This is a genomic window from Pseudomonas sp. AB39(2026), from assembly GCF_059831485.1.
The window spans coordinates 4103894-4119443 of the sequence record NZ_CP195212.1 but is presented as its reverse complement, the minus strand read 5'-3'; the positions used below and the strand labels follow the sequence as shown (position 1 = coordinate 4119443).

Here is a 15550-nt window from a genome sequence, read left to right as displayed (position 1 = left end):
TCCTGGAAGTTGACTAACTGTAACTTATAGCGCTAACGTTGCCTTACCTGTTCCCAGGCACCGCCAATAGGGTTACGGGTATACTCCCACTTCCAATGCTCATAAAGGTAAGCATGTGACTAAAGACGAACTGCGCGCAGAACTTGAGCGCCAGGAAAAACGCTTCAAGGATGTGTACGGTGGAGAAATCACCACTTATGCCGCGCAACCTGAACCTGAACGTAAACCTTGGCGTAAACGCGCTAGCCTATTGGACCAAGCCTTTCAAACTGAAATCGAAAAAATCGAAAATGAGTTGAAAACTGCCGAAGCGAGCTGAGTCCGGCCGGTGCATCAATGGCGGTTCTCCAGGGCTTGCATGAAGCAAACAGAGGTTGTGACTGCCATCCGCCCGTATTTACGGGGCCTTAGCCAATCGGCAGGCAAGGGCATCGATTTTTGCGATTTTCTGTCATAATCGCGCCCCCTCCACGGCTGGTCACAAAATCTTCATGATCGATCTATTCAGCGGATTGGACGCCTGGGTCCTGATAAGCCTGTTCCTGGCTTTGGCCTTCGTCCTCGCCTTTGAGTTCATCAATGGCTTTCATGACACCGCAAATGCGGTGGCGACCGTCATTTATACCAAGGCCATGCCGCCGCACCTGGCTGTATTGCTGTCAGGCTTCTTCAATTTTCTGGGTGTACTGCTGGGTGGCGTAGGTGTGGCGTATGCCATCGTTCACCTGCTACCGGTCGAGCTGCTGATCAATGTCAACACGGGCCGCGGCCTGGCCATGGTGTTCTCACTGCTGGCAGCAGCCATCGCCTGGAACCTGGGCACTTGGTACTTCGGTATTCCCGCTTCCAGCTCGCACACCTTGATCGGCTCCATTCTTGGCGTGGGCATGGCCAATGCCATGATCAACGACATTCCCCTGGCTGAAGGGGTGAACTGGCAGAAGGCGATCGACATTGGTGCCTCTCTGGTGGTGTCCCCCATCGTGGGCTTCGGGGTCGCAGCTTTGATGCTGATTGCGCTCAAGCGCTGGCGCCCGCTGTCCAAGATGCATAAAACCCCAGACCAGCGCCGCAAGCTGGATGACAAGAAACACCCGCCCTTCTGGAACAGGCTGGTGCTGGTGCTCTCTGCACTCGGGGTAAGCTTTGTTCACGGCTCCAACGATGGCCAGAAGGGCATCGGCCTGATCATGCTCGTGTTGATTGGCATTGTACCGAGCCAGTTCGTGCTCAACCTCACCAGCAGCACCTACGAGATCGAGCGCACCCGCGACGCCACCTTGCACCTGGCACAGTTTTACCAGCGCAATAACACGAGCCTTGGCGAGTACCTGGCACTGGGCAAGGCACGCGAGGGGGACCTGCCCGAGCAGTTCGAATGCAACCCGCAGCAGACCGAACCTACCATCGCCGCCTTACAGGAAAACCTGCGCGGTGTAGCCGACTATCACAGTATGGCAGCAGACAAGCGCATTGAAACCCGCCGCTTCCTGCTGTGCCTGGATGACACGGCGCGCAAGGTTGGAAAACTGCCAGACCTGGGTGCTCGGGAAAAAGCCGACCTGGACAAGCTGCGCAAGGACCTCACCAGTACCACAGAATATGCACCGTTCTGGGTAATCTTCGCGGTGGCCCTGGCGCTGGGTGTAGGCACCATGGTGGGCTGGCGTCGTGTGGTACTGACCATTGGCGAAAAAATCGGCAAGCAGGGCATGACCTACGCTCAAGGCATGTCTGCGCAGATCACCGCCGCATTCGCCATTGGTCTGGCCAACGTGTTCAGCTTGCCAGTGTCCACCACCCATGTACTGTCCTCCGGTGTCGCTGGCACCATGGTGGCCAACCGTAGCGGCCTGCAGGGCAGCACGGTCAAAAACATCATGCTGGCGTGGGTACTCACCTTGCCTGTGGTCATGTGCATGGCAGCCGGGCTCTTCTGGCTGGCCTCCAAGGCAATCGGCTGATCCCTTCGGCCGCTCCTGGCGAGCGGCCTCCCTCCCCCTTGTACAATCACTTTCCTGGCTTAAACGAAGCGGCCGGATCGAACATCTAAAGTTCATTAAGGTCCATGGTAGGGTCTCTGCCGGAAGGAAAGCTGATTGTGCACATTGCTGACATCACCATGTTCTACGCCCCAGCCAGTGGAGGGGTAAGGACTTACCTTGATGCCAAACATCGTCGCTTGGCCGGCAGAACAGGTATCCGCCATAGTTTGTTGATCCCAGGGCCAAGCCTGAGCGAAGAGAACGGTGTATATCGCGTACCCTCGCCGGCCCTGCCCTTTGGCAATGGCTACCGCTTCCCTGTGCGCCTGGCGCCGTGGTGCAACGTTCTCAAAGAGCTGCAACCAGACGTGATCGAAGTGGGTGACCCCTACCGTACGGCCTGGGCTGCCCTCAATGCCCGCCGCCAACTGGACGTGCCTGTGATCGGTTTTTATCACTCCGATCTACCGTTGCTGGTCAGTAACCGCATGGGCAACTGGGTTACGCCCAACGTGGAAGCTTATGTGAGCAAGCTGTATGGCAACTTCGATCGTGTATTGGCACCTAGCAAGGTAATGGCAGACAAACTTCGCCGTTTGGGTATCAGGGATGTATACGTTCAACGGCTTGGCGTGGACCTTGAACTGTTTAACCCTTCACGCCGGGATCCAGAATTGCGGAAACAGTTAGGTATTGCAGCAGACACTCGCTTGTTGGTGTTTGCGGGGCGCGGCTCAAAGGAAAAGAACATTCCTGTGCTGCTCGATTGTATGAAGCATCTGGGCGGGGATTACCATTTGTTATTGGTAGGTTCCAGCATGCCTGCCAACGTTCCCGACAACGTTACTGTTATCAACCATTTCTGTCCCATGCATGAAGTTGCGCGCCTAATGGCCAGCGCTGACGCGTTGTTGCACGCCGGCAATCAGGAAACCTTTGGCCTTGTCATTCTAGAAGCCATGGCCAGCGGTATTCCGGTGGTGGCTGTGGATGCCGGTGCGTTCAAGGAATTGATCACGGATGAAGGCGGTTTGCGCTGCCCTCCAAATGACCCAGGCGCCATGGCGGAAACCGTGAGGCACCTGTTCAAGCACGACCCGGTGGCATGGGGCAGGCGGGCGCGCCTGTACACCGAGCGCGAGTTCGCCTGGGACACCGTGGTGACTGGGCTGCTGGGGCACTATCACGCTGTTCAAGGGACGGTCGAATTACCGGCGGTGGTCCATGGTTGATCAAGTGGCATCGACCGGCCGCCGAAGCGTGTTGCTGGTGCTGCACGATGTGGCGCCCCAGACCTGGGTAGATTACAAGCCCTTCGTAGAGGCTGTGGATGCGCTGGGGGGTGTGACCATGACGCACTTGGTGGTGCCCGATTTCCATCACTGCAACACACTCGGCCAGCACCCGGCGTTCTGCCGCCTTATGGAACAACGGTTAGCGGCAGGGGACGAGTTGGCCCTGCATGGCTACTACCATGCCGATGACGCGCCAGCACCTCGCACGCCTTGGCAGTGGTTCATGCGCCGGGTATATACCTGGGAAGGCGAATTCTATACGTTGGCTGAGCACCAGGCCCTCGAACGCATCAGCCGAGGCATTGAGGTATTCCAGCAACAGCAATGGCCGCTGGACGGCTTTGTGGCCCCCGCGTGGCTGATGAGCGAAGGCACGCGCAAGGCGCTCAGCAAGTTGCCGCTGTCCTATACCAGCGATCCACAGCACTTCTATCGCCTGCCCAGCTTTGAAAAGATAACAGCCCCTGGGCTGGTATGGAGTGCAGGTAGCGCCTGGCGCCGTACCCTCTCCCGAGCGGTCAGCGAATGGCAGTTGCAGCGCTGGCAGCAGGCTGCAACAGTGCGCTTGGGGCTGCACCCGGTAGACATGCGGCATGCCTCGTCCCGTGCTTATTGGCTGAACACGCTGCAACGGCTGATGCAGGACGGTCGCGTGGCTGAAACCAAGCGCAGCTGGCTGTCACACCAAGGCACCATGGCACACGCGGCATGAAACGCTTGGCCTGGCTGGTCGTGGCACTGGCCATGGCCATTGCCCTACCCTGGGCGCTGGGGGGCGGGGAATTGCTGAGCCGCCTGCGTGGCTTTTCACTGCCACTGTTGCTAGGCCTGTTCGCCATGATCGGCCTGTGCTGGACCCTCAATGCCCTGCGCTTACGAGTACTGTTACAGGCCGAGGGCAGACACCTGGGCCTGTGCCACACCGTCGGCATGATCATGGCCACAGAATTTGCCATCTGCGCCACGCCAGGCGGCAGCGGCGGCCCTGTCACCCTAGTGACACTGCTTGATCGGCAAGGCATTCGGCCAGCGCGCAGTGGCGCCGTTTTTGCCATGGATCAACTGGGCGACCTGCTCTTCTTCTGCTGTGCTATCGCAGGCGTGCTGCTGTATGCCTTATTCCATCAGTTGGACAGTCGCCTGGAATGGCTGTTGGGCAGCAGTGCGCTGCTGATGACGCTGTCATTGTTCACCTGCTGGGCCATCGCTCGCCATCAACGGCGTTTCGTGGCGCTTACCGGCTATTTACTGGGCCGCGTGGGCATGGGCAGGCCGCGTCGCTGGCGCTGGGCACGCCGCTGGTTACACTTTGTGCATGCCTTCAAAGACACCCTTGGCATGCCCAAGCCTTCGCTGGCGCTGGCCTTCCTGCTCACCTGCGCTCACTGGGGATTGCGGTTCAGCATTTTATGGCTGGCCCTGCGCGGGTTGGGCGCAGACCTGCAATGGGCGTGGGCCTTCCTGGTGCAGATCCTGTCCTTGAGTGCAGGGCAGTTTAGCCTGTTACCCGGAGGTGCCGGTGCAGCAGAGCTGACCAGCGCGGCGCTGCTGGCACCTATGGTAGGTAAACCTACTGCTGCCGCAGCGATTGTTATCTGGCGGGTAGTGACGTATTACTTCTATCTGCTGGCCGGTGCGCCCGTGTTCGTCCTGATGGTCGGCAGGCCGCTGCTACGCAAGCTTATGACGCTTCGTCAGGCGTAACCGGGCCGTGACAACCTTCCTGCAGCGCCTTCCATAACGCCTCAGCGTGTGGAAAGTCAGTGCCGTTATCGTCAGTCAAGGCCCGAGGATCGTAACGGGCGGTGCAGCCCTCCCCCAGTACGGGGGGCGGCATGGAGGTGGCACGGTCGAGCGGGTCGGTCATGGCTCACCTCTCTGGGTCAGTCAAAGATCACAGTCTTGTTGCCGTGCACCAGCACGCGGTCCTCAAGGTGATAGCGCAAGCCACGCGCCAATACCATTTTTTCTACATCACGCCCCAACCGCACCATGTCTTCGGTGCTGTGGCTGTGACTGATACGCACCACGTCTTGTTCGATGATCGGCCCTGCGTCCAGCTCTTCAGTCACATAATGGCAAGTAGCACCAATCAGTTTCACCCCTCGGGCCGCTGCCTGGTGGTACGGCTTAGCGCCTACGAAGGACGGCAGGAAGCTATGGTGAATGTTGATGACGCGCTGAGCATAGTCCTGACACAGTTGCGGTGGCAGGATTTGCATGTAGCGGGCCAGTACCACCACATCAGCGGCATGCTCGCTCACCAGGCGAGACACTTCGGCAAAGGCAGGCTGCTTGTCCGCTGGGTTGACCGGCACGTGGTAATAAGGAATACCGTGCCACTCCACCATGCTGCGCAAATCATTGTGATTGGAAATCACGCAGGCGATATTGCAGTCCAGCTCTTGGCTATGCCAGCGGTGCAGCAGGTCTGCCAGGCAATGGGATTCTCGGCTGGCCATCAGCGCCACGCGCTTCTTGCGGCCAGAGTCTGTGATATGCCAGACCATCGAAAACGCTTCGGCAATGGGCGCGAAGGCTTCACGGAATTCATCCAGGCCAAAGGGCAGGCTGTCGGCACGGATTTCGTGGCGCATGAAGAACCACCCGCTCTGCTCATCGGAGTGGTGGCTTGCTTCAGTGATCCAGCCATTATGGGACGCCAGGAAGTGGCTGACCTTGGCAACAATGCCAACGCCGTCGGGGCAGGCAATCACCAGCCGGAAAGTACGCATCGGTAAAGCTCCAGTACATCGAAAAAGACCGCCATTCTAGCGAGTGGCGCCCGGTTGTGCAGTAGCAATAGCACCTGCATGCACATGAAAGACGTGTAAGCGCATTGCTACTTTATGATCCCATCGTGAAAACATGTGGAAATAAATTCACCCACAGACTTTACCGTTCTAATTGCCAAAGCCTCAGGTTAATCTTTACTCCATATTCCACAGTGTTTATTATCGCCCCAGACCGTCAACCCATTCATAGGTAGTTTCATGTCGCTTATCAACGAGTACCGCAACACCGAAGAAACCATCAAGGAACTCCAGGCCCGCCTGCAGAGCCTGTCCCAGGACAAGAACCTGCAGACCGAGCTTGAATTCGAAGCCAAATTGCGCGACCTGATGGGCGAATACCAGAAGTCTCTGCGTGACATTACCGCACTGCTCGATCCGGAAGCCCGCAACTCCAAGCCCGGCCGCGTTGCACCTGTTAAAACCACAGGTACAAAGCGCGCCCGCAAGGTCAAGCAATACAAGAACCCACACAACGGTGAAATCGTTGAAACCAAGGGTGGCAACCACAAAACCCTGAAAGAGTGGAAAGCCAAGTGGGGCGGTGATGAAGTGGAAAGCTGGGCAACACTGCTGGGCTAATATCTAGCGGTTTCCCACGAACGCCAGCATTGCTGGCGTTTTTCATACCTGCCATTTAAGGCGCACGCCGTTTATATAGTGCTGCCACCGCCCTAGTAGCGCCCGCTGCTGCTCCGTAGCGCCACTCAACGCCTGTTCCATCGCCTGTGCAAAGCTTTGCAGCGTATGGGGCGCGCCATAGGCAGGGTCAGTCAACCGACCACGGCAGAACGCCTGCCATAAGGCTTGCTCTGAAACATCCAAGGTTTCAGGATAATTTCTTGCGCGGTAACGAAAGAGCAACTCGCGCAAACGCGGATCATCGAACATCCAGGTATCCTGGGCGAGCGATTCAGGCGGCGCCTCCCGAACTTTTTCACACAATCGCCGGTCGCGGTCGCCAATAAAGCCCGCATACAGCTGTTGCTCTGGGTCGTCGTTAGGCAAGAACTCGTCACTGCCATAAATATGGCTCAGCTTTTCTACCCATAGATGCCGAGCTTCATGAAGCGCCTGCACTCGACTTTGATATAGCGTGACATCCAGCTGCAGGCGCTCACGGTCTTTATCAGCGATCACTCCCAGCGGTGCAATGACCGGGCAACGGTTCACATGAATCAACTTCAGAGGGACGGGCAGTTGGCCTTCTAGCAACTGGTCATGGCGGGTATAGAGCCGCCGGGCCAATAGTTCACTCTCTTCTTCCCACAGCACGCGCGGGTCATGGGCCAGGTCGCAGACGATCAGGGCATTACGGTTTCGCGGATGCCATGCCAGCGGTAAAACAACGCCCAGATAATTACGCGCCGCACCGAAGCGCCCGGATACATGAACCATAGGGCGCATCAACTGGATGCGTTCGATAACCTTATGTTTGCGGCGCAACTCAAACAGCCAGTGGAACAATTTGGGCTGTCGCGCCCGTAACAGCCGCGCCAGTGCAATGGTCGCGCGAACATCCGACAAGGCATCATGGGCCTGGCCGTGATCGATGCCATTGGCGGCGGTGAGCAATTCCAGCCGCAGCGATACCTGGCCATCCACCTGTGGCCATTCGATTCCATCGGGGCGAAGCGCGTAGGCTGCACGCACCAGGTCGATCAGGTCCCAGCGGCTGTTGCCGCCCTGCCACTCACGCGCATAGGGGTCATGGAAGTTGCGGTAGAGGCTATAGCGGGTGACCTCGTCGTCGAAACGCAGGCTGTTGTACCCCACGCCACAGGTACCGGGCTGACCAAGCTCATGGTGCACCCGGTTCATGAATTCCACTTCCGACACGCCCTGCTCGCGCAGGCGCGCTGGGTCGATGCCTGTGACCAGGCACGCTGCCGGGTGCGGAAGGATGTCATCGGCCAAGTGACAGTACAGGTTGAGCGGCGTATCGATTTCGTTGAGCTGTTCGTCAGTGCGGATACCCGCTACCTGGAGCGGCCGGTCCCGGCTCGGGACAATACCGGTGGTTTCGTAGTCGTACCAGAACAGGCTAGTGGTCACGGGGCATTCCTGAAACAAGCAATCGTGCAGTTTAAAGGCAGTGCTGGCAGAGGCCAAATTCGTCGACGCGCCTCGGGTGTGTGCCACGCAATCCCGGTTGCCGGATGGCTCGTGCATGGCTAGCATCGAGGGCTCACTGTCCGCCAGAACAACCATGCCGGTAAATGGATTACCTCTGCTGCTTCGTGTCATTGTCCTGCTGGCTGGCGGCGGCCCCGTGCTGGCCATGGCTGACCAAGCCCCATTGACCTCGCAGGCGGCACATCAGGCGGTGGTACAGGTGCTGGCAGGTCCGGACCCTACTGCTCTGTCTGCAGTGACCGGTGGCATGGGGCTGGCTTCGATACTTTGCCTGCTCGCCGTACTGTTAGGCACCTTGGCCAAGCGGTGGCGCACACCTGCACCCCAGGGGCAGGTCCAGTACACGCCCCTCCCCGCACCACCCAATTGCACGGATGTCGCTGCCCGTGTCGAACGCCTGCGGGACGATTCGCCTGCCGAAGCCTTGGGCCTCTTATACAGGTCTTTGCTGATGCACCTGGGGTCGGACTATCACCTCCACATTCCGTCCAGTGCCACCGAGCCTCAGGTACTGGCTCAAGTCGCCGCGCTACAGCTGAGCGGGCTGGAAGCCTTCACTCGGCGGTTGGTGGAGCAGTGGCAGCTGGCTGTGTACGCTGAACGCTACCCGGACACCGCCACGTGGCACCAGTTGCTGGCCGGTTGGCGCCATCTGTTCCCCAGTGATACGGGCGCATGAACCGGCGCAGCGTGGTACTGCTTATGTTTGCAGTGCTGCTGGCGCTAGGTGCCTGGGCCACCCGCCCTGTGGACGATCCGTGGTGGGCAGCCGCCCAGTTCCTCCGTGAGCAGGGCCTGCCCGTGGTGCGCAGCCAGGACCTCCAACCCCTGGCTCACAGGCCCGCTAACACGCTCAGCCTTGTACTGCTGGGCGAACGTGAACACATGAGCCCTGCGCAGGCGCAAACGCTGCTAGCGTGGGTGTATGCCGGCGGTAGGTTGGTGGTCACCGTGAAGGGGTTTTGGACACCGAGTGGCGGCGACGGTGACCCTCTGCTAGACCCTTTGAGCATTCGACTGCTGGATGCCTACGCCAGTGCAGGCGGCCAGGTAATAGCCGCTCGCAGCACCCTTACCGAACTGTACCTGGAAGACGGGCAGGCGCCACTGCGATTGAGTTTTGCGCCCGGCCGCCACCTTGAAGACGCCGATGACCTGGCCCAGTCATGGGCCAACAGCCCCCAGGGCACACACATGCTGCAGTTACCCCTGGGTACAGGCACGCTTACGGTTGTGAGCGATACGGCCCTGTGGCGCAACCCTGCCATCGGCCAGTTCGATAATGCCTGGTTGTTGTGGTACCTGAACCAGGGGCGCCAGGTGGTGCTGCAGTACCGCAGCGAAGCGCCAGGCCTTGGCCAGTGGCTAGCGAGCCACCCGTCTACACTGGCCTGCGCCCTTTCGCTGCTGATACTGCTGGCCTGGGCCACCCTTGTTCGCCAACCTACCCTCTTGGGCACCAGGCCTGGCAAACCAAAAGCCCCACTGCCAATACACTATCGACACGCCAGCCGCGAGCAGCTGTTACAAGGCCTGCGTGAGGATATCCGGCAGGTGGCCCGGTTGCGCTATCCTGCCTTTGGCCACCTCACCGTGGCAGCGCAATGGCAATGGCTGGCTACATTGGCTTCTACGTCTACGGCTCAGATTGCCTACGCCATGCACCCGCACCCCGACAAACGCTTGTCTACCACTGTATTCCGGCGCCAGGTCGTACAGTTGCAAGCCATCAGGAATGCCCTATGAGCAACCCGTCGCTTGGTTCCCTTACCCCTCCAGAGCTTGCCACGGCCCGTGCCACCCACTGGGCTACGGAGCTCAACACCGTATTCGTAGGCCAGCCGGCCGCCACCCAAGGCCTGTTGATTGCCCTTTTGGCGGGTGGCCATGTGCTGCTTGACGGCCCGCCTGGTACGGGCAAGCAAACCCTGGCCCGTGCTTTGGCTGCCTCGTTTGGGGCAGCGTGCCACCCGTTGGCGTGTTCGTCTCTTGCCTCGGCCCAAACCAGGCTCCCCGAAGCTGAAACTGCGCAAGTGGTGCTAGCCAAAGGGCTAGAGCAGGCGTCCATGGAGGCTCAGGCGGCCTTGGCCCTTGCCCTAGAGGCTGACAAGGAGGGCGCCCTTGATGAACGGCCTTCGCTGCCTCGCCCTTGCCTGCTCATTGCCTGTCGCAATCCCCAGGACTCGGCCGGTGTGGCCACGCTGTCCGACAGCTTGCTCGACCGTTTCCTCCTGGCCCTGCACGTGGCCTTTCCAGGCCCGGAAGAGGAGGTGCGCCTGGCGCGCGACCTGAGCCTGTCGGTCGGCACTGACATGCTGGCCGTGGCGGCCCCGCAGCAGTTGTTCAGCGCCAGCGATGTCATTGACCTGCGAAAGCAACGCGCTACGGTCAAGGTCGCCGATACGCTAGTGGACTACGCTGTGCGCCTGGTACGCGCAACACGCTACACCCCGCTGTTCTGCTTGGGTGCAGGCCCACGGGCCGCCATTGCGCTGGTGCGTTGTGCACAGGCCTGCGCGCTGCTGGCAGGCCGAGACCATGCGGTGGCAGAGGACATTCGGCAATGTGCACCAGCTGTGCTGCGCCATCGTGTTCGCCTGGCGGCCGCGCAGCGTATCGACGGGGCGTCGCTTGAACAGGTGCTGGCCGAACAGTTGAGTGCCGTGAGTGCCCCTCGGCCATGAGCACGGCGACATGATCCGCCCCTGCTACAGCGCCTGTGCAGTGATGGCGGTGCTATTGGTGGCTGTGCTGGCCGGTGATGCGTACGGTGTAAGCCTGGGCCCTTGGCTGCTAGGGGGGTTCATGCTGGGCAGTGCAATAGACCTGCTGTGGGCAGCCGGTGTGCGATTGCCAAGCCCTGTGCGGCACCTACCTGATCATCTGGGTGTAGGCCGTGCCCAGGTAGTGAGCGTTACCCTGACCAACCCTCATGGCCATGTGGTACGCCTGACCTATAACGAATGCCATAGCGGGAAGGCATCAGTACGCACATTTGGGCTACCCGTGCAGTTGACCCTGCCCGCTCGGCACCAGGCGCAGGTTCAGTACACGCTTGAACCTCAGCGCCGCGGCGCCCTGCCCTCTGTTGCCTGCGAGCTTCACGTACGCGGGCCATTGGGTTTATGGAGCGTGCGCCACAGGCTCGCCGCACCTGCACAAGGTCGCGCCGGACAGAGTTTTCGAATGCTGGATGCATGGGCGTCCTGCCCACTCCCCACGAAGCGCAACGTTCCAGACCTAGCGATCTGGCTGGACACCGGCCCTCCCATGGGCGGCATGCACCAAGGCGAGCGGCTACTGGACTGCGCTATGGATGCGGCCATAGCCGTGGCCTGTGCCGCGCTGGCATACGGCGCCCAGGTAGCCGTACATTTTGACGGCAACCCGAACCGTCGCTACCTGTCCCCAAGAGGAGGCAGCGCACAACTGCAAGCGGTGTATCAGGCGCTGCTTAACGTGCAGGCCAGCGCGCACCCTACGGACTGGCGTACCAGCTCAGCCAGCGTGCTGCAACGCAGCCACCCCAAGGCGATTGTGCTGCTCATCACGCGCCTGCCAGAGGCTGAACCACAGGTACTCGCTTCGCTCACAGCGGTTTCCCGGGAGCGTACGCTGGTGATTGCCGACATTGCCGAACAGCCCCTGGCTGCTGCAACATGCCAGCCTGTGCGCAACGAAGCGCAGATACGGGCCTATTGCAGCGCGGTCCATACCCTGGGCATGCGCCTGCAGGTCGCAGGGGCACTCCGGGCGGCTGGGCTGGACATCGTGCAAGTGCCAGGGGACAAGCTGGCAGAGACGCTGGTTGAGCGGTATGCCAGGGCCTTGCAATGATACGAAGGAGCTTAGCGTTGCAGCCTCTGACTGCTGCTCCTCAGGTGCCCCTCAGGCCGAAGCGCTCATGGGCAGAAAACTGAAATAACGACGCAGCGCATCGACCAGTTGCTCATACTCCACAGGCACCTGCAGCAGCATGAAGCCGGAGTCGTAGAAACCAGGGGTGGTGTCTTCCTGGCACCACAGGCAGCTGCCTGTCAGGTTGATCAGCTGGATCTCTCCTTCGTGCGCCGGTACTTTCAGCTGCAGCTCGAAATCAGGCCCTACCAGCAACGGTACGTTACTGATCAGCATCAACCCGGACTCCGACACGTTGCCCAGGTAGCCGATCGGGCGGTCGGTATACCGGTTGTACACCTTGAGGTAGTACGGCAACTGATGCCGCTCTATGCGTCTATCGATATACATGGCGATTCACTGTGTCTTAGCCCTGTTGTTTTCGGACTGATAGCAAGCTTGGTAAGTGCCCTCAGGTGCTCAGCTTAACGCAAAGCCAGCCGTCTGCCAGCCTTTGCTCAATGCACTGGCGCGCCTGGAACCGTGGCAGCACCTGCGGGGTACTGGCCCAGGCGTTCGAGTGTCTCCAATCGGGCTTTAGCCCGGTAGGCGTATTCGCTGCCTGGGTACTGATAGAAGATGAACTGGTAGGTTTGCGCTGCATCAGCGTAGAGGTTCTGACGCTCCAGGCACTGCCCTCGCAGCAAGGCGCTTTCCGGGCGAATGTAAGGCCGTGCACGGCTCTTGCGGTCAACTTGGGACAATTCCAACATGACCTTCTTGCAATCGCCAGCGTCATACGCTCTGTAAGCGCTGTTCAAGTGCTGGTCCATCGACCAGCGGGTACAGCCGGCCACCATGGCCAGCAAGGTCAACACGATAAGGGGTCGCATGAAGATCTCCTCTGCCTGTAAAGGGTATCGGCGGCTTGATGCAATTCTTCAATGCCTTGCTCGTCACAGGTGCCAAGCTGCCAACGTAGTGCAAACCGTCGGTGACTACAGCGGGTTTGAGGAGTAGCCTCTCACCGCCCGTCAATTAAGGAGCCAGTGCATGACCGTACGCCGTACAAAAATCGTTGCCACCCTCGGCCCAGCCAGCAACTCGCCCGAGGTGCTTGAGCAACTGATTCTCGCCGGGCTGGATGTGGCTCGCCTGAACTTCTCCCATGGCACACCGGATGAACACAAGGCACGCGCCCGCCTGATCCGTGAGATCGCCGCGCGCAACGGCCGCCATGTGGCATTGCTGGGCGACCTTCAAGGGCCGAAAATCCGCATCGCCAAGTTCGCTGGCAAGCGCATCGAGCTCAAGGTAGGCGACGCCTTCACCTTCTCTACCACGCACCCGCTCACTGAGGGCAACCAGCAGGTGGTCGGCATCGACTACCCGGACCTGGTCAAAGACTGCGGTGTAGGTGACGAGCTGCTGCTGGACGATGGCCGCGTGGTCATGCGCGTTGAGCGTGCCGACACCGACGCCCTTCACTGTGTGGTGCTCATTGGCGGGCCTTTATCCGACCACAAAGGCATCAACCGCCGTGGTGGTGGCCTGACCGCACCCGCCCTGACCGAAAAGGACAAGGCCGACATCATTCTGGCCGCCGAAATGGAAGTGGATTACCTGGCGGTTTCGTTCCCGCGTGATGCCGCCGACATGGAATATGCCCGCCAGCTGCGCGACGCTGCCGGCGGCACGGCCTGGCTGGTGGCCAAGATCGAGCGCGCCGAAGCCGTGGCCGATGACGAAAGCCTGGACGGGCTGATTCGCGCCAGTGACGCCGTGATGGTCGCCCGTGGTGACTTGGGCGTGGAAATCGGTGATGCCGAACTGATCGCCATCCAGAAGAAAATCATCCAGCATGCTCGCCGCAACAACAAAGCCGTCATCGTTGCGACCCAGATGATGGAGTCGATGATCCAGAACCCAATGCCGACCCGGGCCGAAGTGTCCGACGTGGCCAACGCGGTGCTGGACTACACCGATGCTGTGATGCTGTCGGCTGAAAGCGCGGCAGGCGCCTACCCGATCGAAGCGGTACAGGCCATGGCACGCATCTGCCTGGGTGCGGAAAAACACCCCACCAGCAAGAAGTCCAGCCACAGGTTGTACACGCAGTTCAATCGCTGTGACGAGAGCATTGCGCTGGCGGCCATGTACACCGCCAACCACTTCCCAGGCGTGAAGGCGATCATCGCACTTACTGAAAGCGGCTATACCCCGCTGATCATGTCCCGCATCCGCTCTTCGGTGCCGATCTACGCCTTTGCGGCTGGGCGCGAAACCCAGGCGCGGGTATCGCTGATGCGCGGCGTCTATACCGTGCCCTTCGATCCTTCGGCGTACGATATCGGCAAGGTGAGCCAGGCAGCCGTAGACGAGCTACTCAAACGCGGCCTGGTGGAGCAAGGCGACTGGGTTATCCTGACCAAGGGCGATAGCCATCACACCATCGGTGGTACCAACGGCATGAAGATCCTCCACGTGGGCGACCAACTGGTCTAACCACTGCTTGCCTTTCAGGCTTTTCCCTCGCTTGGATGAACACGGCACCGCTCGTGTTCTCAAGTGAGGCAAAAGCCTGGAAACACAGCTGCACCCACCTTCAATTTGCGCGGCCTTCTTGCTACTGTGGTTCGTTTTTCAGACGATTCCCTACAGGAAGGTTTTAATGACCGTCGATTCGCTGGCCGATACGTTCAAGCAAAACGAAAGCGTGCTCTTGGAGCAATGGATTGAGGCTCAGCGCAAGGCGGGCATTCGCTCAGACCTGATCGATGACCGCACCATGGTCGACAACTCTCGCGACCTGCTTAAAGTGTTCATCAAAGCACTGAGCGAAGGCGGTAAGGACGTTGAGCACGCCAGCTGGGCGCCCGTAAAGTCGCTTCTTGAGCGTTTGTCCCAGGCACAAAGCCGCCAAGGCTTCACGCCCACTGAAACGGCCACGTTTGTCTTCTCTCTCAAACAACCTCTGTTTACCCTGTTGGCCCAGCAGCCTGACCAACTATTGGCGGCCAGCCAACTGGTGGACAAACTGGGCCTGTACAGCATGGAACGCTTCGTTGCCAGCCGTGAAGAGGTTATTCGAGAGCAACAGGAAAGTATGCTGGAGCTGTCTACCCCAGTAGTCCAGTTGTGGAAGGGCGTGCTGGCCGTGCCCCTGATCGGCTCATTGGACAGCAACCGCACCCAAGTGGTGATGGAAGCCTTGCTGCAGAAGATCGTGGAAACCGAGTCGGACATCGCGATTATTGACATCACCGGTGTGCCCACCGTCGACACCATGGTGGCCCAGCACCTGCTCAAGACCATCACAGCTGCCAAGCTCATGGGTGCCCGCTGCATCATCAGCGGTATTCGCCCACAGATCGCTGCTACTATCGTGCATCTGGGCGTTGAGCTGGGTGACGTCATTACCAAGGCTTCATTGTCCGACGCCTTCCAGCTGGCCCTCAAGGAGCTGAATGTTCGCCTTGTCAGCCCTAACACACGCTGAGGTTCG

17 protein-coding genes are annotated in these 15550 nt (G+C 59.8%); 12 read left to right on the top strand and 5 right to left on the bottom strand.

What is annotated here, in order from left to right:
• Positions 1–115: 115 nt before the first annotated feature.
• The 5 genes from ACSAMW_RS18920 (at position 116) to gpgF (ending at position 4984) form a co-directional block, all read left to right on the top strand.
• On the top strand, positions 116–319 hold the full coding sequence (locus tag ACSAMW_RS18920; protein WP_168082300.1) for a hypothetical protein: 204 nt from the start codon (positions 116–118) through the stop codon (positions 317–319).
• Between the two features lie 172 nt (positions 320–491).
• The gene (locus tag ACSAMW_RS18915) at positions 492–1964 is read left to right on the top strand and encodes an inorganic phosphate transporter (protein WP_168082302.1); all 1473 of its coding nucleotides are present in this window, start codon (positions 492–494) and stop codon (positions 1962–1964) included.
• Positions 1965–2101: 137 nt separating this feature from the next.
• A complete protein-coding gene (gene gpgS, locus ACSAMW_RS18910) occupies positions 2102–3217 on the top strand; it encodes an N-acetylglucosaminyl phosphatidylglycerol synthase (protein ID WP_500591590.1) in 1116 nt (371 codons plus the stop codon).
• A complete protein-coding gene (gpgD, locus tag ACSAMW_RS18905; RefSeq protein ID WP_500591589.1) occupies positions 3210–3992 on the top strand; it encodes an N-acetylglucosaminyl phosphatidylglycerol deacetylase in 783 nt (260 codons plus the stop codon). Before gpgS ends, gpgD begins: the two co-directional genes overlap by 8 nt.
• Positions 3989–4984: a glucosaminyl phosphatidylglycerol flippase gene (gene gpgF, locus ACSAMW_RS18900; RefSeq protein WP_500591588.1), complete on the top strand. Its 996-nt coding sequence runs from the start codon at positions 3989–3991 to the stop codon at positions 4982–4984. The genes gpgD and gpgF overlap by 4 nt, the downstream gene beginning before the upstream one ends.
• On the opposite strand, the gene ACSAMW_RS18895 is transcribed toward gpgF, so the two are convergent.
• Both ACSAMW_RS18895 and purU read right to left on the bottom strand, forming a co-directional pair.
• On the bottom strand, positions 4962–5147 hold the full coding sequence (locus ACSAMW_RS18895; RefSeq protein WP_500591587.1) for a hypothetical protein: 186 nt from the start codon (positions 5145–5147) through the stop codon (positions 4962–4964). The genes gpgF and ACSAMW_RS18895 overlap by 23 nt on opposite strands.
• A 16-nt stretch (positions 5148–5163) precedes the next feature.
• The gene (gene purU, locus ACSAMW_RS18890; protein WP_500591586.1) at positions 5164–6015 is read right to left on the bottom strand and encodes a formyltetrahydrofolate deformylase; all 852 of its coding nucleotides are present in this window, start codon (positions 6013–6015) and stop codon (positions 5164–5166) included.
• A gap of 258 nt (positions 6016–6273) precedes the next feature.
• Here purU and mvaT point away from each other — a divergent pair, with 258 nt between their 5' ends.
• Positions 6274–6654, top strand: a complete 381-nt coding sequence (mvaT, locus tag ACSAMW_RS18885; protein WP_168082312.1) for a histone-like nucleoid-structuring protein MvaT — start codon at positions 6274–6276, stop codon at positions 6652–6654.
• Positions 6655–6696: 42 nt separating this feature from the next.
• On the opposite strand, the gene sbcB is transcribed toward mvaT, so the two are convergent.
• Positions 6697–8127, bottom strand: coding sequence for an exodeoxyribonuclease I (gene sbcB / locus ACSAMW_RS18880; protein ID WP_500591585.1), 1431 nt, complete (start codon positions 8125–8127; stop codon positions 6697–6699).
• 115 nt (positions 8128–8242) lie between these two features.
• Between sbcB and ACSAMW_RS18875 the strand changes: the two genes are divergently transcribed.
• The 4 genes from ACSAMW_RS18875 to ACSAMW_RS18860 are packed head-to-tail and all read left to right on the top strand — an operon-like array spanning position 8243 to position 12045.
• A complete protein-coding gene (locus tag ACSAMW_RS18875; protein ID WP_500591584.1) occupies positions 8243–8887 on the top strand; it encodes a hypothetical protein in 645 nt (214 codons plus the stop codon).
• Complete coding sequence (locus tag ACSAMW_RS18870; protein WP_500591583.1) at positions 8884–9954, top strand: DUF4350 domain-containing protein; 1071 nt, start codon at positions 8884–8886, stop codon at positions 9952–9954. The genes ACSAMW_RS18875 and ACSAMW_RS18870 overlap by 4 nt, the downstream gene beginning before the upstream one ends.
• Positions 9951–10892 (top strand): AAA family ATPase, encoded by a 942-nt coding sequence (locus ACSAMW_RS18865; protein WP_500591582.1) that lies wholly within the window; start codon positions 9951–9953, stop codon positions 10890–10892. The genes ACSAMW_RS18870 and ACSAMW_RS18865 overlap by 4 nt, the downstream gene beginning before the upstream one ends.
• Before the next feature lie 10 nt (positions 10893–10902).
• Positions 10903–12045, top strand: coding sequence for a DUF58 domain-containing protein (locus ACSAMW_RS18860; protein ID WP_500591581.1), 1143 nt, complete (start codon positions 10903–10905; stop codon positions 12043–12045).
• 51 nt (positions 12046–12096) lie between these two features.
• On the opposite strand, the gene ACSAMW_RS18855 is transcribed toward ACSAMW_RS18860, so the two are convergent.
• Together ACSAMW_RS18855 and ACSAMW_RS18850 are read right to left on the bottom strand one after the other, a co-directional pair.
• Positions 12097–12456, bottom strand: a complete 360-nt coding sequence (locus ACSAMW_RS18855) for a PilZ domain-containing protein (protein WP_500591580.1) — start codon at positions 12454–12456, stop codon at positions 12097–12099.
• A 107-nt stretch (positions 12457–12563) separates the two neighbouring features.
• Positions 12564–12938 (bottom strand): tetratricopeptide repeat protein, encoded by a 375-nt coding sequence (locus ACSAMW_RS18850; protein WP_500591579.1) that lies wholly within the window; start codon positions 12936–12938, stop codon positions 12564–12566.
• A gap of 160 nt (positions 12939–13098) precedes the next feature.
• Here ACSAMW_RS18850 and pyk point away from each other — a divergent pair, with 160 nt between their 5' ends.
• On the top strand, positions 13099–14550 hold the full coding sequence (pyk, locus tag ACSAMW_RS18845; protein WP_168082325.1) for a pyruvate kinase: 1452 nt from the start codon (positions 13099–13101) through the stop codon (positions 14548–14550).
• A gap of 166 nt (positions 14551–14716) precedes the next feature.
• The gene (locus tag ACSAMW_RS18840) at positions 14717–15544 is read left to right on the top strand and encodes an STAS domain-containing protein (RefSeq protein ID WP_500591578.1); all 828 of its coding nucleotides are present in this window, start codon (positions 14717–14719) and stop codon (positions 15542–15544) included.
• The last annotated feature ends 6 nt before the right edge of the window (positions 15545–15550 follow it).